Raw genomic sequence first — 21,714 nt, forward strand, 5'->3', positions numbered from 1 at the left:
CGCGAATGCAGCGGGTGAGAAGCGGAAATTTTCACCGATCGGTTGCGATATGCTGAACTGGAAGCGCCTCATCCCCAATGCCGTGACCGCCGCCCGCTTCGGTTTCTCCCTGATCTTTCCCTTTGCCGCCGAGGCCTGGTGGCTGCCGCTGATCCTGGTCTCGGCGGTCAGCGATTTCCTCGACGGCTGGCTGGCGAGGCGGTGGCGGACCTCGACCTGGCAGGGCGGCATCTTTGATGCGGTTGCCGACAAGACGTTCACCATCACGGTCTTTGCAACCTTCGCCGTCTCGGCCCGATTTCCGTGGTGGTGGCTGCCGCTGCTGCTCCAGCGGGAGATCGTCGTCGGACTGGTCGCCCTCTATCTCGCCTCCCGCCGCCACTGGTCGACCTTCAGGGAGATGCCGTCCCGGCCGGCCGGCAAGGTGGCCACCGCCGGCCAGTTCCTGCTGGCGATCGCGGTGCCGGTCGCACCTGAGCTTTCCTCCTGTTTTCTTGTTCCCGTTGTACTCCTTGGATCTCTGGCGGCCGGCGACTACTGGCTCGTTTTCCGTCGGGGGCTGCGGCAGCGGAAGGCTGCGGCGGGGAGGATTTCGCCTTGAAAACCATCCAGACCGGGAAGCCGGGGCGGACTCAGTGCAACTGCGATCCCGTCGCCAGCATCCGTTCCAGGTCCTGCCGGCTGAAGCGGTAGCTGTCGCGGCAGAATTCACACTGCACCACCGTCTCTTCATCCGTGACCAGAAGGTGTGACAGCTCTTCGCGGCCGAGCGACAGCACGGCCCGCTCCATCCTGTGCCGGCTGCAGCTGCAGGCGTAGACCAGGGGGGTGCGGGCCGTCAGATGATAGGGGATATCGGCAAACAGCAGGGCGACCAGGGCCTCCGGTGCGATCCCCTGTCGCAGCAGTTCAGGCATGAAGGCTATGCCGTTCATCCGCTTCTCAATCCCGGCGATCGGCTTTTCGTCGGCCGGCGGCAGCGACTGGGCGAGGTAGCCGCCGGCGGCGGCGATGCCGCCGTCCGGCGCGAGAACGACGCCGAGACCGACGGCGGAGGGCACCTGTTCCGACTCGCTCAGGTACAAGGCGATATCTTCGGCAATCTCACTGGTATACAGCTGGACCGTGCCCTCGTATGTGCGGTTCATGCCGATATCCCTGGTCACGGTCAGAAAACCGGTCCGACCGATACCGGCAGCGACATCGACACTCCCCTGCCTCAGCGGGACAGCGGCCTGCGGCGCCGCCACGTATCCCCGGGCCCACCCGCCATGTCCGGCCTCGGTGATAATCCTGCCGAGCGGGCCGTTGCCCTCGATTCGCAGCCTCACGCTCTGTTCGTCCTTGAGCAGGGCGGCCAGCAGCACGTTGCCGGTCAGGGCCCGGCCCAGGGCGACGGCGGCGGTCGGACCGACGTCATGGCGGCGGCAGGCGGCGGCGACAAGCCGGGTGGTGTCGCAGGCGAAAACGAAAAACCGGCCGGAATCGGAGATGGCGCGTTGCAGATAGTCTGGCATGGTCGTTGCGGTTGGCACAAATCGGGGTTGAGGTTGATGATCAGGGAGGATCACACTATAGCACAGGCGGGACCGGACGCAGAGCGGCAAATGACGGGGTCGGAGACGATGGCGGGGGCCGGGTCGGATGGTTGTCACAAAGGTCGGAAGGATTCACCAAAACGTTTGCCATCTTCTTGTCTTCATGGGTATAAAGAGGCAACCGGGAAGCGTGGAGCCGGGAAATCCGTTCCCTAACATCTGCACAGAGGAGGTAAAAGCAATGCGAATTGTCCTGATGACCTGCTGTATCCTGATGCTCGCCCTGCCGGCCAAGGCCCTTGAAATTGCCGGGGTCGCCGTCCCCGAAGCCATCACCGGCGACGATGGCACCACCATGGTGCTGAACGGCGCCGGCGTCCGCTCCAAATTCGTCTTCGATATCTATATTGCCCAACTCTATCTCGAAAAGGCCGCCGCCGAAACCAAAGACGTGATCGCCGCCGATGGCCGCAAGCGGATGGTCATGCATTTTCTCTATGACAAGGTGGAAAAGGCACAACTGGTTGAGGCATGGAACGACGGATTCAACAACAACACCCCGGCCGACGAGTTGCCGGCCCTGCAGCAGCGGATCGACCAGTTCAACGCGATGTTCACCGATGCCAAAAAAGGCGATGTCATCGTCCTCGACTATATTCCGAACCAGGGGACGAAGGTCACTGTTGCCGGAGCGGAGAAGGGGGTGATCCCCGGCAAGGACTTCAACGATGCGATGCTGCTGATCTGGCTCGGTGACAAGCCGGTGACGAAGAATCTGCGGGCGAAACTGCTGGCTGCGGGGAAATAGCCCGCCGAGCGAGGTCCCGGCCTGGGCGGCCGGGCCGTTCTTGACGCATGGCCCGGGAAGATGCGGTTTCCCGGGCCGTTTGCCGTTGCCGGTTCTACAGCAGGAAGTAGGTGGCCAGCAGCCCGGTCAGGCTCATCGTGATGGTGTAGGGCAGGGCCAGGATCACCATCCGGCCGTAGCTCAGGCGGATGACCGGGGCCAGGGCCGAGGTCAGCAGAAAGAGGAAGGCCGCCTGGCCGTTGGGGGTGGCGACACTGGGGATATTGGTGCCGGTGTTGATTGCCACCGCCAGTTTGTCGAACTGGTCCATCACGGTCCTGGCCTGCTCGGCGGCGCCTTGCGGCAGGGTGGCAAGGACTTCGGAGCGGGCGACGCCGGGGTCGGTCAGTTTGTCCATCAGCTGGACGCCGGTCATGCCGATATCGGGGATCCGGCCGAGGACCTCGACCATGTGTATCTTCGTTTCCGAGATATAGACCGTGGCGACGAACACGTTGTCGGAGATCATCGACAGCACGCCGTTGGCGATGTAGTAGGCGGCGAGCTGGGCGCTGCCCTGGAGGCTGAGGACATAGCCGATTACCGGAGCGAACAGATGCTGATCATGGATGACGGCGACAATGGAGAAAAAAACCACCAGCAGCGCGGTGAAGGGCAGGGCCTCCTGGAAGGCGTGACCGAGCTGGTGCTCCTCGACGATGCCGTTCAGTGAGGTCAGCAGGACAATGACCGACAGGCCGATGATGCCGACCGCCGCCAGGTGAAAGGCCAGGGCCAGGATCAGCCAGATCCCGGTCAGGCCCTGGATGATCAGACGAGCCTTGCCTTGCCGGCCGCGCTTTTCCTCGGCTCTTATCTCGGTTTCGAGGAGATGAGAGCGGATATTGCCTGGCATCTCAGCTCCGTAAGTAAAAAGTTTGAACTTTTCGACGACAACGCAGGTAAGAAGACCGATGAACAGAACAGGCATTGAGACCGGTGCGGTCTTCAGAAAGAAGGGGACGAAGTGCCAGCCCATCTCGCTGGCGATGAGCAGGTTCTGGGGTTCACCGACCAGGGTGCAGACCCCGCCGAGAGCGGTGCCGACGGCGCCGTGCATCATCAGGTTCCTGAGGAAGGCCCGGAATTGCTGCAGTTCCTGCCGTTGTATTTCTTTGAACTTGGTATCACAGCAGAGGTCATGGGCGCACAGCAGGTCTGCTCCCGAAGCGAAACGGTGGTAGACGTTATAGAATGCGTAGGCAACGGCGATGATCACCGCGGTGACGGTCAGGGCGTCGAGGAAGGCGGACAGAAAGGCGCCGAGGAAACTGAAGATCAGCGAGATGACTATTTTTGAGCGGACACGGACCAGCAGGCGGGTGAAGGTGAACTGGAGGAAGTCTTTCATGAAGAAAATCCCGGCGACCATGAAGATCAGGAGCAGGATGACTTCGAAGTTGTTGAGGGCCTCCTTGTAGACGGTTTCCGGGCTGGTCATGCCGATGGCGACCGCTTCGAGGGCGAGGAGACCACCGGCCGGTAACGGGTAGCATTTCAAGGCCATGGCGAGGGTGAAGATGAACTCGCCGATCAGGACCCAGCCGGTGATAAAGGGACCGACGGTATGGAAGAGGATGGGATTGATAATGAGGAAGACGACGATGGCAAGCTTGTACCATGCCGGGGCGTTTCCGAGAAAATTACGGACGAAGGCTTGGGGCAATGTGGCAGTCATGAGGTGTCCTTTCGTGGAAATGTACAAAATGGGGTATCAATCGAGAGCACAGTCCTGCTTCTGACAGGTAGAGGCAGATGTACCATAGAGACATGCGGCGCTCAATGATTTCCGGACATCCTGGAACGTTTTGGGCCCAAAAAATGACGAATTGAGAGATGTATAAAAAGGGTCAGAAACGTAACGAAACAAAGTGGTACGTTTTTGATCGCCAGATGATGGTCTCCCCCGGTCCCCCGGCCAGGGCTGCCATACGACCGGGGGGAGAGACACAGGTCTAGATGTTCGTTTTCTTTCTGGCGGCCAGGGCCTCGGCGGTGTGCTGGACGACGATCCGCGAGCCCCGTTTCTTCAGGCCGCCGCGCAGCTGCATGACGCAGCCGGGGCAGTCGGTGAGCAGCAGTTCGGCCCCGGTGGCCTCGACATGGTCGAGCTTCTTGCGCAGCAGTTCGGCCGACAGTTCGGGGAACTTGGCCGAGAAGGTGCCGCCGAAACCGCAGCAGACCTCGGATTCGTCGGCCTCGCGGTAATCGAGACCGGCGTTCCGCAGCAGGGCGCGGGGAGCATCGTGGACCCCGAGGCCGCGGCAGAGATGGCAGGGGGCGTGGAAGGTCGCCGCCTTGCCGTCGCCGGCGAAATCGGCCGCCGTCAGGCCGAGGACATCATGGGCGAAGGAGGAGAAGTCGATCACCCTGGCGGCAAAGGCCCGGGCCTTTTCCACCATTGTCGGATCGTCGGCCACCAATACCGGGTAGTTGTGCTTCAGGTGCGAGGCGCAGGAGGCACAGAGGGTGACGATGTAGTCGACATCCTCCCGCTCGAAGGCCCGGATATTCTGGATCGCCACTTCCCTGGAGGTCCTGGCCTCGCCCATCATCTGCAGGGGCAGGCCGCAGCAGGACTGGGCCATCGGGAAGGACATCGCCACGCGGTGGTCGGCGAACAGCCGGTAGGCCGCTTCCATCTGTTCGGGATAGATGAAATCCTGGACGCAGCCGGAAAACAGCGCCGCCTTCACCGGGGGCGCCGGCCCCTGCCGCTTGACCGTCTTCCGCTGCAGGCCCGGGAAGCGATCGCGGAAGGGCTGGTCGGCCACCGTCGGCAGGGCCTTGAAATCATGGTCCTTGAAGAACATCATCGGCAGATGGCGCATGAAGCCGTCGTCGCCGGCGACCGGCCGCTGGGCCCATTTGGCGGTGCGCAGCAGGGTATGGAACAGCTTGCGGTTCTTCATGACCTGGCCGAGCAGCAGGCCGGGCAGCGGATGGCCCTGACGGTCCTGGATCCGGACGTGGATCTGCTTGATCAGCCGCGGCAGGTCGATGCCGCCGGCGCAGATATCCTTGCAGGCCTCGCAGTTGATGCAGTTCTGCACCAGGTTTTTGGCCTTGTCCGGGCCGTGAAAGAAATAGGTGAGAATCAGGCCGATGGCGCCGATGTAGATGTGACCCATCCTGTGGCCGCCGATCAGGCGGTAGACCGGACAGACATTGGCGCAGGCGCCGCAGCGGACACAGCGGAAGACCTGGGAGAAGAGCGGATCCTTCGCCATTTCCAGCCGGCCGTTGTCGAGGACGACGAAGTGGATTTCCTTTTTGAGGTCGGGAGCGGCGGCACATTCGTTGGCGCCGGTGATCCAGGTGACGTAAGAGGTGATGTGCTGGCCGGTGGCGTTGCGCGGCAGGATCTTGAGGATCCTGAGGGCGTCGGTGAGGCTGGGCACCAGCTTGTCGATGCCCAGCAGGGCGACATGGACCCGCGGCAGGGTGGTGACGAGGCGGGCATTGCCCTCGTTGGTGACTAGGCCGATGGTGCCGGTCTCGACGATGGCGAAGTTGGCGCCGGTGATGCCCATGTCGGCCTCGGCGAACCTGCTGCGCAACTCCCGCCGGGCGACCTTGACCAGTTTTTCGATATCCGGTTCCTGGTGGGCGCCGGTGACATCGGCGAAGAGGTCGCGCACCTGATGGCGGGAGAGGTGGATCGCCGGCATCACCATGTGCGACGGGCCTTCATGGCGGAGTTGGATGATCCATTCGCCGAGATCGGTCTCGGTCACCTGCAGTCCCTGGTCTTCCAGGGCATGGTTGAGCAGGATCTCCTCGGCGGTCATCGACTTCGACTTGACGATCTTCTGCGAACCGGTCGCGGCCGCGATCCCGGCGATGATGGCGTTGGCCTCGGCGGCATCCCTGGCGAAATGGACCTGGACGCCGGCGGCCTCGGCGTTCTGGCGGAACTGGTCGTACAGCTCCATCAGGCGGGGCAGCATCCCGTCCTTGGCGGCGGCGATCTCGGCCACCAGGCTTTTCACATCGATCCCGGCTTCGGCGAAGGCCTTGGTCCGGCCGGCCCGATAGGCGACGGCGAAGGTGTCCAGTGTCTGGCGCAGGAAGGCGTTGTTCAGCGATTCCTGTATTTCCTTGCGGTATTCCTTGAGATTTTTGGCGTCCTGCATATCAGTCCTCCAGCACCAGTATATGCAGTTCAAGCGGGCCGTGCACGCCGAGGGCCAGGACCCGTTCGATATCGGCGGTCCGGCTGGGACCGGTGATGAAGGCGGTGTAATCAGGAGTCCGGCGCATGTACCTGAGCAGCCGGCGCTCGGCGGCGAAGGCGTCGGCAACGATCGTCGAACGGCGCAGCATACAGACGTGGTATTCGCAGAGCATGGTGGCCAGCCGCAGGTCCTCGTCGGGACAGGTGATCACCAGGGTTCCGGTCTCGGCGATCCCCAACTCGGCGATGGTGAAACCGAGGTCGACCCCGCTCAGGTTGTCGCGCATGCCGGAGTGGAGGCAGGTCATGCCCTGGTCGGTGCAGCGGGCGGCGAGGGCGGCGAACTGGTCCGGCGCGAGGCCGGGGGCGGCGATGATCTTGCCCTGCTTGAGGTCGCAGAGGCTGTCGGCCGGCGGCGACAGCGATTCGTCGCAGCCGGAGATCGTGATCCGGCAGGCGCCGTGCCGGCCGCAGAGATCGACGCAGTAGTCGAAGGCCGCATCAAGGGTGGCGACGGACTCGACGATCGCCGACACCGCCCGCGCCTTGTCGCTGAAGCGGGCGGTGAGATCAACGTCCGGTGCCGTAAGCGTTTCGGTCATGGCAGGAATCTCCTCGTTTGATCATGCCGCCTGGCGGATAGTGGTAGTCAATACCGCATCGGCGGCGGAGCGCCGTCCGGCCTGGTTCCCGTTGTTTTATTCCAGTTTCGCTTGTCTTGGCAAAGTCGATGTTTATTATATACACCCATGTGATGAAAAGCGATGCATGCAGTTCCGCCTGCCGCTCGCAGAACTCGAAACGATAACTTCAAGGAGGAATGCAATGATGCGGATTGGCCTGTTCCTGGCGACCAACCTGGCGATTCTGGTGCTGCTCGGTATCATCATGTCGAGCCTCGGCCTTGACTCGCGCAGCACCACCGGGCTGCTGGTCATGGCCGGGCTGTTCGGCATGGGCGGCTCGTTCATCTCATTGGCGATGTCCAAGTGGATCGCCAAAAAATCGACCGGGGCGTATGTCATCGACCAGCCGCGGAGCGCCAGCGAACAGTGGCTGGTCGATACCGTCCGGCGTCAGGCCGAGGCGGCGGAAATCGGCATGCCCGAGGTGGCGGTCTACGATTCACCGGACATCAACGCCTTTGCCACCGGGATGCGAAGGGACGATGCCCTGGTCGCCGTCAGCACCGGCCTGCTGCAGAATATGACGCGAGACGAGGCGGAGGCGGTATTGGCCCACGAGGTGAGCCACGTCGCCGGCGGCGATATGGTGACGATGGCCCTGATCCAGGGGGTGCTGAACACCTTCGTGATCTTCCTTTCCCGCGTCGCCGCCCAGATTATCGACACGTTCCTGAGCCGGGACGAGGAGGGCGGCGGGTTGGGCTTTCTCGGCTATATGGCGGTGACGATCGTGCTCGAGATCGTCTTCGGCCTTTTCGCCAGCATCATCGTCATGTGGTTCTCTCGAAAGCGGGAATTCAGGGCCGACAGCGGCGCCGCCTATCTTGTCGGCCGCGACAAGATGATTGCGGCCCTGCGTCGCCTGCAAGCGCACCATGAACCTTCGCACCTGCCGGACCAGGTGGCGGCCTTCGGCATCCGGCCCAAGGTCGGCGGTCTCACCAGCCTGCTGCGGAGCCATCCGCCGCTCGAGGAGCGGATCGCCGCCCTGCAGCAGGGCTGAAGGGCTACGGCTGCTCCCCGGGGGGATCGCACCCCCGCCGGAGCAACCTGATATAGTGCCGGACCTGCTGTCAGATCTCGGAGACGCCGGCGGGGATCAGGCAGATGAAGACGAAGTCCTCACCGCCGGCGTTGATGAATTGATGTTCTTCACCGCCGGGAATGAAGACCGCCGTGCCGCTGGTGACGGTCTGCCACTCACCATTGCGGTAGACCTGGCCCTTGCCCGAGTGAACAAAGACCTCGTGTTCCCAATCGTGGGCGTGGCGGGGGGTGAACCCGCCTGGGGCGACGGTGAACACCCGCATGCAGAAATGGTCGGCATGGTCGTCCTTGCCGATGACCACCCTTCCCGTAACCCCTCTGACCGTGTCGGAATCGAAGACGTGCGGGGGGGCCTCCTTGTAATCAAGTACCTTCATATCGATCAAGCTCTGTCTGGTATTGGCTGTTCGGGCAGCGAGTGAACCCGTCTTGCAGCACTATAGAGAGAAGATTTGCGATTGACAACGGATTTGGTTCAGTCTTTTCCCCGGCTGCCGGTCAGTCCCAGATAGATGGCGGTGAGGGTGATGATCACCCCGGCCCAGTTCAGCAGATCGGTCGGGCGGCGGAAAAAGAGGACGTCCCAGACAAAGGCCAGTGAAGGCTGGACCAGCAGGATCAGGCCGGTGAAAGAGGCCCGGATCCTCGGCATGGCGTTGGCGATCAGGGCCCAGCCGATGGTCTGGCTGAACAGCCCGAGGTTGATCAGAGAGATCAGGCTCTTGATATCGGGAATGACGAACGGGTCGCCGGCCATGAGCATCTGGCCCCCAAGAAAGACCGAACTGCTGAGGGAGATCAGCATCAGGGCGAAAAAAAAGGAATAGCTCCGGCCATCGGCCTGAATCTTGCGCAGGGTGAGGAGAAAACCGCTGTAGCAGACCGCCGTCGCCAGGCCGAGATAGACGCCGGCCCGGTACTCGGCGGAGAGGGCATTCCAGTTGATGCCGACCACCAGAAAGAGACCGGACAAGGCAAGGGGGATCGCCAGCAGAAAGCGGGGGCGGATATGCTCGCCGAACAGCAGGATTCCGGTCAGCGCCAGGATGAAGACCTGAAAATTGCCGAGGATGGTGGCCAGTCCCGGGCCGATGTAACCGATGCTGGCGTGCCAGCAGAACAGGTCGAGGGCGAAGAACAGACCGCAGAGGACGATCAGCCCCAACCGGTCCGCGGTCAGTTTCATGAAATCGCGGCGCCACAGGCAGGCGATGAGGAGAAAGATGAATCCCAGAAAGACCCGATAGAAGGCGGAGGTCGAGGGCGGGACATCGGCCAGCTTGACCCAGATTCCCGAGAAACTGATGAGAAAGGCCCCGGAGAGGACCTGGAGGATATCAGGGTGGCGATGGAATGAATGATTTGGCGTCATTGCACAAAATGCTCAGGAATCAATTTCAATAAACGGTGAAATACGGGTGGCGTGCAGGCATGACAGCAGGCTCTTGCCTAATCTGCACAACGGTTCTTTTTCGCCGGTATTCTGCTGGTATCCATCGAAATGAAAAGAAACCGGGTTGCGGTACCATGATTTTCCGGGGTACGCTACAGATTTTATGAAAATGGGTGACATTGAAAAACTCTTGCCTTTTGAGGATGATTTTGTTACCCAGATAGTTTTGAACAGTATGCACATTGAACCCGGTTGCTGTCCGGTTATCTGTTCTGCCGGAAGATAGTCTGGGTATTATACAAAAGATGTTGCTGAATTCCTGCCAGCGAGTGAGAACATATGAAAGATCTTTCGGTGAAGTACCTCGGGCTGCAGTTGAAAAACCCCATCATCGTCGGGAGCTGCGGGTTGACGCATTCGGTTGCCAAAATCAAAGAATTGGCGGACAACCATGCCGCCGCCGTGGTGTTGAAGTCACTTTTCGAAGAACAGATCCATGCCGAGTTGAAAAGCAATCTGGAGAGTTATTACACCGACTATCCAGAGGCCTCGGATTATGTCCGCGCCTATACCAGGGGAAATGCGGTTCAAGAGTACATCACCCTCATCTCCGAGGTGAAGAATACCGTTGATATCCCGGTCATCGCCAGCATCAACTGTGTCAGCGGCGATGAATGGGTTTCCTTTGCCAGATCGATCGAACAGGCCGGCGCCGACGCCCTCGAGCTCAACATCTCGTTGCTGCCGAGCAACCCCCGGCTGACCAGCGAGGAGCACGAGAATCTCTATTCCAGCATTGTTGACAAGATCGCTGCCAAGGTCTCGATTCCCATTGCCCTCAAAATCAGCAAATACTCGTCCTCCCTGGCCAACCTCGTCACCAGGCTGAGCTGGAAGGAAAAAATTCATGGCTTCGTCCTGTTCAACCGTTTTTTCAATCCGGATGTCGACATTGATGCCCTGCGAGTCAAGCCGGCGGAGATCTTTACCACCCCGGAGCAAAGTGCCGACACCTTGCGGTGGATCGCCCTGCTTTCAGGAGTGATCGAAAAGGATCTGGTGGCCTCTACCGGTATCCATGACAGTACCGGGCTGATCAAGCAACTTCTGGTCGGGGCCTCGGCAGTGCAGGTCGTGTCAACCCTGTACAAGAACGGACCCGGTCAGATCGGCCTGATGCTTGACGGTTTGAGCAAGTGGATGGAAGAAAAATCCTACAACGGCATCGCCGACTTCAGGGGCAAACTCAGTTACGAGCAGGCCGAAAATCCGGCTGCATTCGAACGCATCCAGTTTATGAAATATTATGGAGGGATTGCCTAATCATTTCAGTGCCCGACGGCAGAATTGACGGCGCTGACAGTTCATGGCAGAGGCGGGAGGGAGGCGTTTCGACTTCCTGCCGCCCCCCAGGAGAAGGTGCTTCCTGTCGAGCACGAGGAAGCGAACCCGGTACGGTCCATGATGTAACACGTGGTATCCCGTACCGCATACATTAGCCAGCTGTTCTCATCCAATATCTATGACATCCTTACTGACATTCCCGAAAGGTGGTGTGCATCCGCCGGAATCAAAGGCCCAGACATCACAACTCAGCATCGAATCCATGCCGGTTCCCGACGAGCTTGAACTGATTCTCGGCCAGCATATCGGCGCCCCCTGTACCCCGACCGTCGCCAAGCGCGGAGAGGTCAATGAGGGTGATATCATCGGTGAGGTCTCCAAGGGGCTGGGGGTGCCGCTGCACTCCCCTGTTGCCGGGAAAGTCAAGGACCTCGGTTCTTCGGCGCACCCGATGCGGGTTTCATCGCCATCGATCACCATCGCGGTCAACCACGAGGCTGAGCCGCGCCGCTACCAGGAGAGAGACTGGCATTCATACGAACCGAAGGAACTGCTGGGCATGGTCAAGGATGCCGGCATCATCGGGATCGGCGGGGCCGGTTTCCCCACCCATGTCAAACTGAGTCCGCCTCCCGACAATCCGATTGACACCCTCCTCCTCAACGGGGCGGAGTGTGAACCGTACATTACTTCCGATCATCGTCAGATGCTCGAATATGCCGCCGATATTGTCGAAGGGGCGAAGATCATCCTGAAGATACTCGGTATAAAACAGTGCGCCATCGGGATCGAGAGCAATAAGCCGGATGCCATTCTGGCCATGACCGAGGCGGCCCGGGCCGGCTCCACCGCCGATTTCTCCCTGTCCGTCAAGGCGTTGACGGTGAAGTACCCTCAAGGGTCGGAGAAACAGCTCATTCAGGCGATCACCGGCCGCAAGGTTCCGGCCATGGCCCTGCCGTCGGCGGTCGGCGTGGTCGTCCACAATGTCTCGACGGCGCGGGCGATCCGCGATGCCGTCGTCCTCGGCAAGCCTCTCTGCGACAAGGTCGTGACGATTGCCGGCAAGGGAATCGCCCGCCCCGCCAATCTGCTCGTCAAGGTGGGGACGAAGATCTCCGATATCGTCAACTATCTTGGCGGTCTCAAACCCGATCTGGCAAAGATCGTGATGGGGGGGCCGATGATGGGCTTTGCCGTCTCGAATCTGGAAATCCCGGTTACCAAAACGACATCGGCGATACTGTTTCTTGCCGCCGATGAGATCGACACGGCTCCCCATTCCCAGTGTATCCGCTGCGGCTGGTGTCTCGATGCCTGTCCGATGGGGCTGGAACCAAAGGAGATCGCGATCTATGTCGAGGCCGGCCGGCCGCAGGATACTGCCCAGTTCGGCGTCTTCGAGTGTTTTGAATGCGGCAGCTGTGCCTATGTCTGCCCGGCGAAACGGCCGATCGTTCAGTTTGTCCGCCTCGCCAAGATGAAAGCAAAGCGTTAGGAGCCAAAGGGTCACGAGGCCGCCGGGCTGATCACCAATCCCGGGACCTCCAGTTTGAACAACGTTTCTGAAGGAGATTCGCCATCGAACCGCAAGCACCAGAAAACCTGTCATCTCCCGCATTGAGAGAATGGAAGGTTTCCATCTCTCCGCATGTGAAGAGCCATGAATCGGTTGAAAAGATCATGTGGACTGTAGTGGCCTGCCTGATACCGCCGCTGCTCCTCTCGGTTTTTGTGTTCGGCATCCAGGTCCTGCTCATCACCGCCGTTTCGGTCGCCAGCTGCGTGGCGGTCGAGGCCGCCAGCCAGAAGATGCTGGGCCGGCGGGTGACCGTCAGGGACGGCAGCGCCGTCATTACCGGTATGCTGCTGGCCTTTGTCATCCCGCCGGGGGTGTCGCCGCTGCTGCCGGTCCTCGGCGCCGTCATGGCGATCTATATCGGCAAGCACGTGCTGGGAGGGATCGGCTACAATATCTTCAATCCCGCCCTGCTGGGCCGGGCCTTCCTGCTGGCGACCTTCCCGGTGGCGATGACCTCGGCGTGGCTGCCGCCGCTGAAGGATATCGCCGTTTTCTCCTATCTCGGAGAAGGGATCAATGCGGTATCGACGGCCACACCGCTGGCCGTGATCAAGGAGCAGGGAATGGCGGCCTTCACCGAGATGTTCGGTTCCGGCGCCAGTCTCTACAGTTCCTTTTTCCTCGGCTGGCGTCCCGGCTGCATCGGTGAGACCTCGGGTTTTCTCATTGTGCTCGGCGGGCTCTACCTGATGTATCGCAAGTATATCACCTGGCATATCCCGGTTTCTGTGATCGGAACAGTCGCGCTGCTGTCCTGGATTTTCGCCGGCGATACCTACTTCACCGGCGATCCGTTGCTGGCGGTCCTGTCGGGCGGCGTGCTGCTCGGCGCCTTTTATATGGCCAACGACTATGTCACCTGTCCCAGCAACAAGATATCGCAGCTCGTCTATGGGGTCGGGATCGGGGCGTTGACGGTGATGATCCGGCTCAAGGGCGGGTATCCGGAGGGAATATGTTATGCCATCCTGCTCATGAATGCGATGAGTCCGGTTCTTGACGGCTGGTTCAAGCCGCGGCGGTTCGCACCGCCCGTAGGAGGTGGGCGATGAAGGATATCCTGACCATTATATTTCGATTGACCGTTACCTGCATCCTTGCCGCGATGGTCATGGGATCCGCCTTCATCATCACCAACAAGGCGAAGAAGCACAATGAACATGTCAACGAGCAGAAAGTGCGGTACGCCCTGCTCGGCTACTCCGCCGCCCAGCCGATTCCGGACAGCATGGCCCTGCATGAGATGTACCGCTATGTCGTGACGGACAAGGAGAGCCAGGCGATCGGCTATCTCCTGCCCGGCAAGGAGGGCTTTATCTTTCTCACCCTTGATATGGAAGGAAAGGTCATCGACAACAAACCCGTCGATATCGCCGAGTCCGCCGTGCTGGAAAAGGACCTCCGGGATAAAGTCGTGCAGGAGATTGCCGGCGCCGGCAGGAGTGTTACCTTTGCCGACCAGACCATTGTCGTCACCAACAACGGCGAGCGGGTGGCGTATCTCCTCGACGGCAAATTCACCGGCTTCAAAACCTTTATCGGGGTGATGCTGGCGGTTGATCCGAAGTTCAGCATCCTTGGTCTCGAGATCCTCGAGCATGAAGAGGACCCAGGTCTGGGGGCTGAAATTGAGCGGGATTACTTCAGAAACCAGTTCAAGGGCAAGACCTTCGACCAGTTGAAGGACCTCGATGTCGTCAAGGAACCGCTTCCCGATGAATATTTCCAGGCCCTGGAAGGCAACATCGCCGCAGCGGATGCGGCGGAAATACTGGCGAAATATGGCGACCGCGATATCTATGCCCTGACCGGCGCCACCATTTCCAGCCGTTATGTCAATACCGGGGTCAAAGGCATCGTCAAGAAATTTGCCTACCGTCTCAACATCCTGGATACTGCCCTGGCAGATCAGAAAATAAAGGCAGCGTTCTAATCTTTTGAGAGGAAATACTCGTGGCGAACGATAAAACAAGCATGCAGTTGATTTCTCGCGGCATTCTGAGCGAGAACCCGATCTTCAAACTGGCTCTGTCGATGTGTCCGGCGGTTGGTATCTCGACCACGGTCATCAACGGACTGATGCTGGGGGTTGCGGTTCTTTTCGTGCAGGTGTTCTCCAGCGTCACCATATCACTATTCAAGAACAAGATTCATCCCCGGATCCGCATCCCGACGTACACCCTGACGATCGCCACCTGGGTCACGGTCATCGACCTCGCCCTGGCTGCCTATCTTCCCGACGCGTATGCCAGGATGGGCATTTTCGTCAAGCTTATCGTGGCTTTCGCCATCATCACCATGCGGCTTGAGATGTTTGCCTGCAAGGAGTCGGTCAACGACTCTTTCTGGGACGGCCTGGGCATGGGGCTTGGCTTCATGGTGGGTATGGTAGTGATCGGTTTTGTTCGTGAGTTGCTGGGTTCAGGGGCAATTTTCGGCTATGATGTCCTTGGGTTCAAGCCGCTTTTGTTCTTCATTCTGCCCAGCGCCGGTTTCTTTGTGGTCGGATTGATGATGGCCTTCTTCAACTGGATTGAGCTTGCCTACAAACGAACGAAAGGGAAGATATAATGATGCACAGAATACTCACATACTGGACAGCCGCACTCCTGTTCATCCTTGCCCCTGTCTGTCTCCATGCCGCTGATTTCGTCAGTGAGCAGCGTTTCGGAGATGAGAATGAGATCATCCTGACGTATCCGGCCGCCATCGACAAGACGGTCGCGCAGAACCCGGCGCGGTACACCGTGTTTGAAGAAGCCGATCCGGATATCAGGTTGGAGATACAGAAGATCGATGTCTCCGATGATGGTCGGAAGGTGTCGTTGCTGTTCAAGGAGTCCTTGAATACCGCCAAGACCCATGTTGTCTCGGTACGCGGCGATGACGGTCGGGAAATCGAGGGGATTCAGGTCAAGAAATCGTATCTCGGCTATCTGCTGTCGATTCTGATCTCGGCTCTGCTGGTCAACAACTTTGTATTCACCAAATATCTCGGTCTCTGCGTCTTCTTCGGGACCTCGAAGAGGAAGACGACGGCCAAGGGTATGGGTGTCGTCTTTACGATCGTCATGGTCGTTTCGGCGCTGATGAGCTGGTTCTTCTACCAGTTCATCCTCATTCCCTACGATCTCAACTTCCTGCAGATCGTCGTCTTCATCGGCCTGGTGTCACTGACGGTGCAGGCGGTCGATACCATTCTTCGCAAGGTCAACCCGATTCTCTTCAATTCGTTCGGGGTGTTTCTGGTACTGGTCATCGCCAACTGCGTCATTATCGCCGTACCGCTGATCATGGCCAGCAACAACTACAACTTTGCCGAAACCTTTATGCTGTCCCTCGGGGCCGGGGGCGGCTTTTTGCTGGCGCTGTATCTGATGAGCTCGGTGCGTGAACGGCTTGATCTCGCCAATATACCGCCGACCTTCAAAGGCCTGCCGATCGCCTTTATCGTCGCCGGGCAGTTTGCCATGGCCTTCCTGGGCTTCTCCGGTCTGCAGCTCTTCTGATCGTTGATCCCCAAACTACTAACGGATTGAACTGAGAGTGACAAAAATATGGATCCGGCGTTGATAAAAATTGCTATTGGTGGTGTCGTTCTTCTTGGGTGCATCGGGCTGTTTTTCGGTATCGGCCTGGCCATTGCCGCCCACAAATTCGCAGTGGAGACCAATCCCCTGATCGAAGAGGTCCTGGAGTCCCTGCCGTTGGCGCAATGCGGCGGTTGCGGGTATCCCGGTTGCGAGGGGTACGCCATCGCCGTCGTTACCGACCCCGATGTCCCCCCCAATCTTTGTTTTCCCGGCAAGGAGCGGGTGGCGGCAGTCGTCGCCGAATTGACCGGTAAAAAACTGACCGCCGTCGAGGATCAGATCGCGGTCGTCCGCTGCTCGCGGGAAGAGGGCAGGGTCAGCCACAAGCACGAATATATCGGCTTTGCCTCATGCACTGCGGCCAATCTCGGTTTCGGCGGCCCTTCCAGTTGCCAGTACGCCTGTATCGGCCTGGGTGAATGTGCCGAGGTCTGCCCATTCGACGCCATCACGATGGTCGAGAATTTTCCGGTCGTCAATCCCGACAAATGCGTCAGCTGTGGCGCCTGTGTCCGTACCTGTCCGAAAAAGATCATCGAGATCCAGACGTTGAAGGCCAGGGTCTATGTACCGTGTTCGACCATGGACATGGGCAACAAGGTCAAGGCCGTGTGCCAGGTCGGGTGCATCGCCTGCAAGCTCTGCGTCAAGGCCTGTCCGGCCGGGGCGGTGGCCTATGAGAACAACCGCATCAAGATCGACCATAAGGCCTGCATCGCCTATGGCCCAAGCTGCAACGAGGCCTGCGTCGCCAAGTGTCCGCGTGACATTTTCCGGACCTATCAGGGGCGGGAAGTCATAGCCCGAAAACCTGAGCTGGGGTTGAAGATGGCTGGATGATCACGATCCGGTCATAATGTACCGCTCGCCAAAACAAAAGGCAGGTTCCTCGTGAACCTGCCTTTTGTTTTTGGGGGAAGGCATGGCAGTTTCGGCGAAAAGAGATGATCAGGTGCGGCCGGTCAAAGACGGGGCCGGGGGCGCTTCACACGATGGCAGGAATCCCTTGCCGTGGTGGAACTGGGCCTTCCGGCCTGATGATTGATCAGGCATCGCGGACGCCGCCCCGTCCCGGGGCGACCAGGTGCCGATTTTTGGGGACGGCATGGAGCCGTTGATGGATGCCGCGGTCGATAGCGCCAAGGTCAGACGGCCTGGAGAATCTTGAGGGTGACACCCTCCACGAGGTCCTTGACCTGCTGGTGGTAGGCGCGCAGGTGGGGCGTGGCCAGATGATCCTTCCACGCCTCGACATCTTGCCATTTTTCGACAATGGTGACCAGATTGTGGTCCAGCGCTTGCCTGGCCACTCCGGTGTCGATGTCGATCGCCGGATAATATTCGATGCAGCCAGCCTCGGCGCGCACCGCCGGAACATTGGCGTTGAAGATGGTGATGAAGTCGTCCTTTCGTTGCGGTTTGACGGTGATCGAGGCGATGACGGTGATCATCGGTGGCTCCTCCTCAATGGGGTTGGTTTTCGGATCTGAAGGACGGTTTGACCTGCTGTGGCGAGCCGAAACAGGCGGCGCCGCTGTCCTCCCTGGAAGCGGTCAGCGCAATGTCGGCCGGGATGATACTTCGCTCCGGGTTGAATTCTCATAATCGCCTTCATCTGTAGCGGATGGGTCTGGCGATGTCAAGGAGTGGAATATTTCTTTTTTTCTGCAGCAGCAGGAAATTGCCGCCAAGAATCAAGAGCATGCCGGTCACGGCGGTTCCGCTCCATCGATACCCTTCCCAGATCGTGGAGATGGCGAGGGCGACGAGCGGAAAAAGCAGGGTGGCATAGGCGGCCCGGTCGGCGCCGATGTTGCCGATCAGCGACAGATAGCAGCCAAAGGCGACTATCGAGCCGAATACGGCGAGATAGAGGAGCGAAAGGGTGTATGCGGGGGTTGTTTCAAAGATAAACGGCTTGCCGCTCAGCCAGGCGGCGGCAAGCATCAGCAGGGCGCCATAGCCCATGCCGAAGGCGTTTGTCTGGAGGATGGGCAGGCCATTTTTCTGGTTACGGGCCGAGAGGATATTGCCGAGGGAGGCAAAATAGGTGGCGAGCAGGCACAGGCCGATGCCGATGACCCCGTGCTGCTGGAGCGAAAACGATGCTATCTCGGGTCTGAAGACCAGGTAAATGCCGATCAGGCCGAAAATTCCTCCGGCGAATACCTTCCGGTCCAGTGGGGCGTGGAGGAAAATGGCGCCATTGACCATGTTCATCAGTTGAATCGTCGAAAAGATGACCGCAGCAAGGCCGCTGGTGATCTGCAGTTCCGCCAGATAGAAGAGCAGGTAGTTGAGAGAGAACAGCAGTGTTCCCTGCAGCAGCATGTAGCCATGCTCAATCGCGGAGAACCGCATCGGAATCCGGCGGAGCATGCACCAGATCAGCAACAGGACGGCTGCCAGACTGAAGCGGTAGCCGACCGAAAGCATCGGGTCGACCGTTCCGAGTTGCAGTTTGATGGCGATCCAGGTTGACCCCCAGATAACCACCGTCGCGCAATAAAAGAAGATGTTGACCATGAAGTATTTCCTGTGTCGGAATCGGTAGTCAGCAAACGGCGCCCCGCCGGCCTGAGCCTGACCGGAGAACGCAGCCTGCCCCACCATGATGGTAAATAACAGATTCAGGTGCCGAAATAAATGACAGGTGCGGATCTGGTCGCATCCCGTCATTCCCGGGATTGCCGGCTGCGGGCCAAGTCCGGTCGTGGTCGTGGACGCAGAGCCCCGTTCTACCGGTCTGTCGTCTGCTCCTTGAGCGTCCGGTTATGGTCAACCTGCTGGTCGGCAACGACCCGGGCCTTGTCGATGGGGGTTTTGATCGCCTCCACTGCCGCTTTCGCGGTCCGTTCATTCTGCTTGTCGATCGCGCTTTGTTCCTTTGTTCCCTCATCCCCGGAACACCCGGCGAGAAGGAGAAAACTGGCGACAACAAGGGGGAGCGAGATGCGAAGAATCATAGATTGCCTCCATGGGTGAAATGACGGGATCAACCGACGCAATGTCAATGTGCTGGCGGATTGTTGGAAACAGGTCAAGGCATCGGCGCTGATGGGCCGGCGGTGCCGAGACGGATGTGCTGGCGGAAAAATGGCCGGTACTCATCCTGGCGGTGACTGACGTACAGGATCGTGCTGATCCGGTTGGCGGCGATCTGCTCCAGAAACTGCAGGAGCCCGGCACGATTGTGGCCATCGAGGCCTTGCGTCGGCTCATCGAGGATCAGCAGCCGTGGCAGTTTGATCAGGGCGCGGGCGATCAGGACCAGACGCTGCTCGGCGAAGCTCAGGCGGCGGAAGGGTTGCGAGGCCCTGCCGGCCAGACCTGTCCACTCCAGCCACTGCATGGCCCGTTGTTCCTGGACGCCGGTCGGCCTCCGGTACAGCCCGATAGAGTCGAAGAGGCCGGACAGCACGACCTGTCTCGTCGTGCCGGGGGCGCGATAGTTGCGGTGGAGGTCGGGTGAAACGATGCCCATGTCCCGCTTCAGTTCCCATATCGACTCGCCGCTGCCGCGCTGGATCCCGAAGATGCGGAGATCGTTGGCATAGCATTTGGGATTATCGCCGGTAATCATGTGCAGCAGGGTCGATTTACCGCTGCCGTTCGGTCCGGTGACGAGGGTATGGCAGCCGGTATCGATGCGGAGGTCGAGGTGTTCGAACAGCAGGTGCTGACCGTACCGGGCAAAACCGTCCTTGAGGTTGACCAGTTCCTCAGCGGGATTGCCGGGGGGTGTCGGTGTCACCCCAAGCGTATCGAGAACGGCCTGGAAAGCGCCTTTGGCCGCCGATTGAACCGTGTCGATCTGGTTTATGACATCTTCCCTTTTGCCCTGCGCCACGATCCTGCCCTGGTGAAGGATGGCCAGATGGCTGCACCAGGCGGGAATGTCCTCCGAGTTGTTGACCGTGACGAGCACCTGGACCTGATGCCGGTGCAGCGCGGCGAGGGCCTTGTCCAACTCGAGGCACCCGGCCTGATCGAGGCCGTCGTAGGGATTCTGGAGAAGGAGGTGCCTGGCGCCCTTCAGGATTTCTCGGAGGAGGATCAGCTTGCGGCTCTGCCCGGAACTGAGCTGGCGGTAGCCCTCGTTGAGCGAATCGGTCATCGCCAGGGCCGCCAGCAGCGGAGAGCGGTCGCTGCCCGGAGGCAGAAAGGCGATCGCCGGGGTCCCTGGGTCGAGATGATCGAGGAAATCGCTGTCGTCGTTACGGAGCTCGTTCTCGTAGATGTCCTGCTGGATTTTAAAGGAGATGATCCCCGGGGCTTCCGGCAGCGACAGGACTTCCGCCGTCGGGGTGACATCACCGGTGAGAATGGCGAAAAACTCTTCTATCCCGGAATCGTTGGCGCCGTAAATGCACCAGGATTGGTCCGGCAGGGTCGAGAAATCGGTGATTTTTAAGGATGGAGAACTGAGATTGCTGATCTGCATGAGAAAAAATTCCGTTTGGGTCCATTGCCATAGTCGCCTACCATGGCGAGGGAGCGGCCGGAATCGCATCAGGACACGTTGTGGAGAAGATAGCACAGCGGAATGATCCCGTCCATCATTGCGCAGGGTCCGAACGCAATGAACCTGTCCGGAGTCGGGTCGAGTGTGGCGCGACCGCCGGACAGGTCCCGGGGCTGACCTTATTTGAAGGTATCAGCGAGGAACTCGGTGAACCGGCGCCACGATTTAAGGTCGGCATCCTCACGGTAGCGATCGCTGCCGAAGACCGTGAAGGCATGCGGTGCGCCGCTGTAGGTTATCATTTCGTGGGGAATACGGTTCTTTTCCAGTTCCTGGGCGAGAACAGCGAAATCCTGCATCGAGACGCTTGCATCGGCGGTGCCGTGGAGGACCAGGATGTGCCCCCTGGTCTTGCCGTAGTTCTGACCTTCGGGGGTGGTCAGGCCGCCGTGAAAGGAGACGAAGCCGAGCAGGTCGGCCCCGGAGCGGGCCATTTCCAGGACGGCGGCGCCGCCGAAGCAGTAGCCGGCGGCAACGACCTTGGCGCCGGTGATGCCGTTTTCCCTGGCGGCGTTGAGTCCGGCATCAAGCAGAACCCGCATTTTCTCCCGGTCTTGATAGAGCTCCCCGGTCAGTCGTTGCCGGTCGGCCATCGCCGTCGGCCGGATACCGGCCCCGAACAGATCGACGGCAAAGGCGTTGTACCCGAGCTGGGCCAGCATTTCGGCCCGTTTGATTTCGTAATCGGTCAGACCGTCCCAGTCATGGATCAGCAGGACCAGCGGCGCCGCGGCGGAGGGGCCGGCAAGGTAGCCTTCATAGGTGGCGCCGTTGACCGAATAGACAACCTTTTTCCCGGTCGCCGCCGAGCTGAGGGTTGCAGTGCAGAGTAGGAGCAGCAGAACGAGTAAGGATCGCATGGTGGACCTCCTTGTCTTGAAATCGAGTAATGAGCGGGGCCGGACGCATTCCCGGCGATCGGGGATCAGGGCTCGAGACCGGTGTCAGGCCCGCCGATGGATGTGGAGACCCAGGCAACGGT

General features: G+C 59.8%; 21 protein-coding genes. 10 read left to right on the forward strand and 11 right to left on the reverse strand.

Annotated elements, in window-relative coordinates; genetic code table 11:
• Positions 1-49: 49 nt before the first annotated feature.
• Positions 50-601, forward strand: coding sequence for a CDP-alcohol phosphatidyltransferase family protein (locus HNQ81_RS09060; protein ID WP_183350559.1), 552 nt, complete (start codon positions 50-52; stop codon positions 599-601).
• Between the two features lie 31 nt (positions 602-632).
• Here the strand turns inward: HNQ81_RS09060 and hslO are convergent, their stop codons facing one another.
• Positions 633-1,517 (reverse strand): Hsp33 family molecular chaperone HslO, encoded by an 885-nt coding sequence (gene hslO, locus HNQ81_RS09065; protein ID WP_183350561.1) that lies wholly within the window; start codon positions 1,515-1,517, stop codon positions 633-635.
• A 262-nt stretch (positions 1,518-1,779) separates the two neighbouring features.
• Between hslO and HNQ81_RS09070 the strand changes: the two genes are divergently transcribed.
• A complete protein-coding gene (locus tag HNQ81_RS09070) occupies positions 1,780-2,346 on the forward strand; it encodes a chalcone isomerase family protein (protein ID WP_183350563.1) in 567 nt (188 codons plus the stop codon).
• 94 nt (positions 2,347-2,440) lie between these two features.
• On the opposite strand, the gene nhaB is transcribed toward HNQ81_RS09070, so the two are convergent.
• From nhaB to HNQ81_RS09085, 3 genes are all read right to left on the reverse strand, one after another.
• The gene (gene nhaB, locus HNQ81_RS09075; protein WP_183350565.1) at positions 2,441-4,063 is read right to left on the reverse strand and encodes a sodium/proton antiporter NhaB; all 1,623 of its coding nucleotides are present in this window, start codon (positions 4,061-4,063) and stop codon (positions 2,441-2,443) included.
• 277 nt (positions 4,064-4,340) lie between these two features.
• Entirely contained in the window at positions 4,341-6,521 is a 2,181-nt protein-coding gene (ldhH, locus tag HNQ81_RS09080) for an L-lactate dehydrogenase (quinone) large subunit LdhH (RefSeq protein ID WP_183350567.1), read from the reverse strand.
• A gap of 1 nt (position 6,522) precedes the next feature.
• A complete protein-coding gene (locus HNQ81_RS09085) occupies positions 6,523-7,164 on the reverse strand; it encodes a LutC/YkgG family protein (protein ID WP_183350569.1) in 642 nt (213 codons plus the stop codon).
• A gap of 223 nt (positions 7,165-7,387) precedes the next feature.
• Between HNQ81_RS09085 and htpX the strand changes: the two genes are divergently transcribed.
• A complete protein-coding gene (gene htpX / locus HNQ81_RS09090; RefSeq protein ID WP_183350571.1) occupies positions 7,388-8,251 on the forward strand; it encodes a protease HtpX in 864 nt (287 codons plus the stop codon).
• A gap of 70 nt (positions 8,252-8,321) precedes the next feature.
• On the opposite strand, the gene HNQ81_RS09095 is transcribed toward htpX, so the two are convergent.
• Both HNQ81_RS09095 and HNQ81_RS09100 read right to left on the reverse strand, forming a co-directional pair.
• A complete protein-coding gene (locus HNQ81_RS09095) occupies positions 8,322-8,672 on the reverse strand; it encodes a cupin domain-containing protein (protein WP_183350573.1) in 351 nt (116 codons plus the stop codon).
• 98 nt (positions 8,673-8,770) lie between these two features.
• Positions 8,771-9,667, reverse strand: a complete 897-nt coding sequence (locus HNQ81_RS09100; RefSeq protein ID WP_183350575.1) for a DMT family transporter — start codon at positions 9,665-9,667, stop codon at positions 8,771-8,773.
• 360 nt (positions 9,668-10,027) lie between these two features.
• Here HNQ81_RS09100 and HNQ81_RS09105 point away from each other — a divergent pair, with 360 nt between their 5' ends.
• The 7 genes from HNQ81_RS09105 to rnfB all read left to right on the forward strand — a co-directional run bounded on the left by HNQ81_RS09105 (position 10,028) and on the right by rnfB (position 17,047).
• Complete coding sequence (locus HNQ81_RS09105) at positions 10,028-11,011, forward strand: dihydroorotate dehydrogenase-like protein (RefSeq protein WP_183350577.1); 984 nt, start codon at positions 10,028-10,030, stop codon at positions 11,009-11,011.
• A gap of 199 nt (positions 11,012-11,210) precedes the next feature.
• Entirely contained in the window at positions 11,211-12,530 is a 1,320-nt protein-coding gene (gene rsxC / locus HNQ81_RS09110) for an electron transport complex subunit RsxC (protein WP_183350579.1), read from the forward strand.
• 122 nt (positions 12,531-12,652) lie between these two features.
• A complete protein-coding gene (locus HNQ81_RS09115; protein WP_183350581.1) occupies positions 12,653-13,666 on the forward strand; it encodes an RnfABCDGE type electron transport complex subunit D in 1,014 nt (337 codons plus the stop codon).
• A complete protein-coding gene (locus HNQ81_RS09120) occupies positions 13,663-14,547 on the forward strand; it encodes an FMN-binding protein (protein WP_183350583.1) in 885 nt (294 codons plus the stop codon). The genes HNQ81_RS09115 and HNQ81_RS09120 overlap by 4 nt, the downstream gene beginning before the upstream one ends.
• Before the next feature lie 20 nt (positions 14,548-14,567).
• The gene (gene rsxE / locus HNQ81_RS09125) at positions 14,568-15,185 is read left to right on the forward strand and encodes an electron transport complex subunit RsxE (protein WP_205240223.1); all 618 of its coding nucleotides are present in this window, start codon (positions 14,568-14,570) and stop codon (positions 15,183-15,185) included.
• Positions 15,185-16,123, forward strand: a complete 939-nt coding sequence (locus HNQ81_RS09130) for an electron transport complex protein RnfA (protein ID WP_183350585.1) — start codon at positions 15,185-15,187, stop codon at positions 16,121-16,123. The genes rsxE and HNQ81_RS09130 overlap by 1 nt, the downstream gene beginning before the upstream one ends.
• A 48-nt stretch (positions 16,124-16,171) precedes the next feature.
• Positions 16,172-17,047 (forward strand): RnfABCDGE type electron transport complex subunit B, encoded by an 876-nt coding sequence (rnfB, locus tag HNQ81_RS09135; RefSeq protein ID WP_183350587.1) that lies wholly within the window; start codon positions 16,172-16,174, stop codon positions 17,045-17,047.
• 305 nt (positions 17,048-17,352) lie between these two features.
• Here rnfB and HNQ81_RS09140 read toward each other — a convergent pair whose 3' ends face one another.
• From HNQ81_RS09140 to HNQ81_RS09160, 5 genes are all read right to left on the reverse strand, one after another.
• The gene (locus HNQ81_RS09140) at positions 17,353-17,658 is read right to left on the reverse strand and encodes a putative quinol monooxygenase (RefSeq protein ID WP_183350589.1); all 306 of its coding nucleotides are present in this window, start codon (positions 17,656-17,658) and stop codon (positions 17,353-17,355) included.
• Between the two features lie 160 nt (positions 17,659-17,818).
• Positions 17,819-18,733, reverse strand: coding sequence for a DMT family transporter (locus tag HNQ81_RS09145; protein ID WP_183350591.1), 915 nt, complete (start codon positions 18,731-18,733; stop codon positions 17,819-17,821).
• 212 nt (positions 18,734-18,945) lie between these two features.
• Positions 18,946-19,173, reverse strand: a complete 228-nt coding sequence (locus HNQ81_RS09150) for a hypothetical protein (RefSeq protein ID WP_183350593.1) — start codon at positions 19,171-19,173, stop codon at positions 18,946-18,948.
• 74 nt (positions 19,174-19,247) lie between these two features.
• Complete coding sequence (locus HNQ81_RS09155; RefSeq protein ID WP_183350595.1) at positions 19,248-20,651, reverse strand: ATP-binding cassette domain-containing protein; 1,404 nt, start codon at positions 20,649-20,651, stop codon at positions 19,248-19,250.
• Between the two features lie 200 nt (positions 20,652-20,851).
• Positions 20,852-21,592 (reverse strand): dienelactone hydrolase family protein, encoded by a 741-nt coding sequence (locus tag HNQ81_RS09160; RefSeq protein ID WP_183350598.1) that lies wholly within the window; start codon positions 21,590-21,592, stop codon positions 20,852-20,854.
• Between the last annotated feature and the right edge of the window lie 122 nt (positions 21,593-21,714).

Source organism: Desulfoprunum benzoelyticum, from assembly GCF_014201505.1.
Lineage (GTDB): Bacteria > Desulfobacterota > Desulfobulbia > Desulfobulbales > Desulfocapsaceae > Desulfoprunum > Desulfoprunum benzoelyticum.

Coding starts and splice junctions, on each gene's coding strand:
- HNQ81_RS09060 (WP_183350559.1), top strand. CDS start 50: ATGCTGAACTGGAAGCGCCTCATCCCCAATGCCGTGACCGCCGCCCGC.
- hslO (WP_183350561.1), bottom strand. CDS start 1,517: ATGCCAGACTATCTGCAACGCGCCATCTCCGATTCCGGCCGGTTTTTC.
- HNQ81_RS09070 (WP_183350563.1), top strand. CDS start 1,780: ATGCGAATTGTCCTGATGACCTGCTGTATCCTGATGCTCGCCCTGCCG.
- nhaB (WP_183350565.1), bottom strand. CDS start 4,063: ATGACTGCCACATTGCCCCAAGCCTTCGTCCGTAATTTTCTCGGAAAC.
- ldhH (WP_183350567.1), bottom strand. CDS start 6,521: ATGCAGGACGCCAAAAATCTCAAGGAATACCGCAAGGAAATACAGGAA.
- HNQ81_RS09085 (WP_183350569.1), bottom strand. CDS start 7,164: ATGACCGAAACGCTTACGGCACCGGACGTTGATCTCACCGCCCGCTTC.
- htpX (WP_183350571.1), top strand. CDS start 7,388: ATGATGCGGATTGGCCTGTTCCTGGCGACCAACCTGGCGATTCTGGTG.
- HNQ81_RS09095 (WP_183350573.1), bottom strand. CDS start 8,672: ATGAAGGTACTTGATTACAAGGAGGCCCCCCCGCACGTCTTCGATTCC.
- HNQ81_RS09100 (WP_183350575.1), bottom strand. CDS start 9,667: ATGACGCCAAATCATTCATTCCATCGCCACCCTGATATCCTCCAGGTC.
- HNQ81_RS09105 (WP_183350577.1), top strand. CDS start 10,028: ATGAAAGATCTTTCGGTGAAGTACCTCGGGCTGCAGTTGAAAAACCCC.
- rsxC (WP_183350579.1), top strand. CDS start 11,211: ATGACATCCTTACTGACATTCCCGAAAGGTGGTGTGCATCCGCCGGAA.
- HNQ81_RS09120 (WP_183350583.1), top strand. CDS start 13,663: ATGAAGGATATCCTGACCATTATATTTCGATTGACCGTTACCTGCATC.
- HNQ81_RS09130 (WP_183350585.1), top strand. CDS start 15,185: ATGATGCACAGAATACTCACATACTGGACAGCCGCACTCCTGTTCATC.
- rnfB (WP_183350587.1), top strand. CDS start 16,172: ATGGATCCGGCGTTGATAAAAATTGCTATTGGTGGTGTCGTTCTTCTT.
- HNQ81_RS09140 (WP_183350589.1), bottom strand. CDS start 17,658: ATGATCACCGTCATCGCCTCGATCACCGTCAAACCGCAACGAAAGGAC.
- HNQ81_RS09145 (WP_183350591.1), bottom strand. CDS start 18,733: ATGGTCAACATCTTCTTTTATTGCGCGACGGTGGTTATCTGGGGGTCA.
- HNQ81_RS09150 (WP_183350593.1), bottom strand. CDS start 19,173: ATGATTCTTCGCATCTCGCTCCCCCTTGTTGTCGCCAGTTTTCTCCTT.
- HNQ81_RS09155 (WP_183350595.1), bottom strand. CDS start 20,651: ATGCAGATCAGCAATCTCAGTTCTCCATCCTTAAAAATCACCGATTTC.
- HNQ81_RS09160 (WP_183350598.1), bottom strand. CDS start 21,592: ATGCGATCCTTACTCGTTCTGCTGCTCCTACTCTGCACTGCAACCCTC.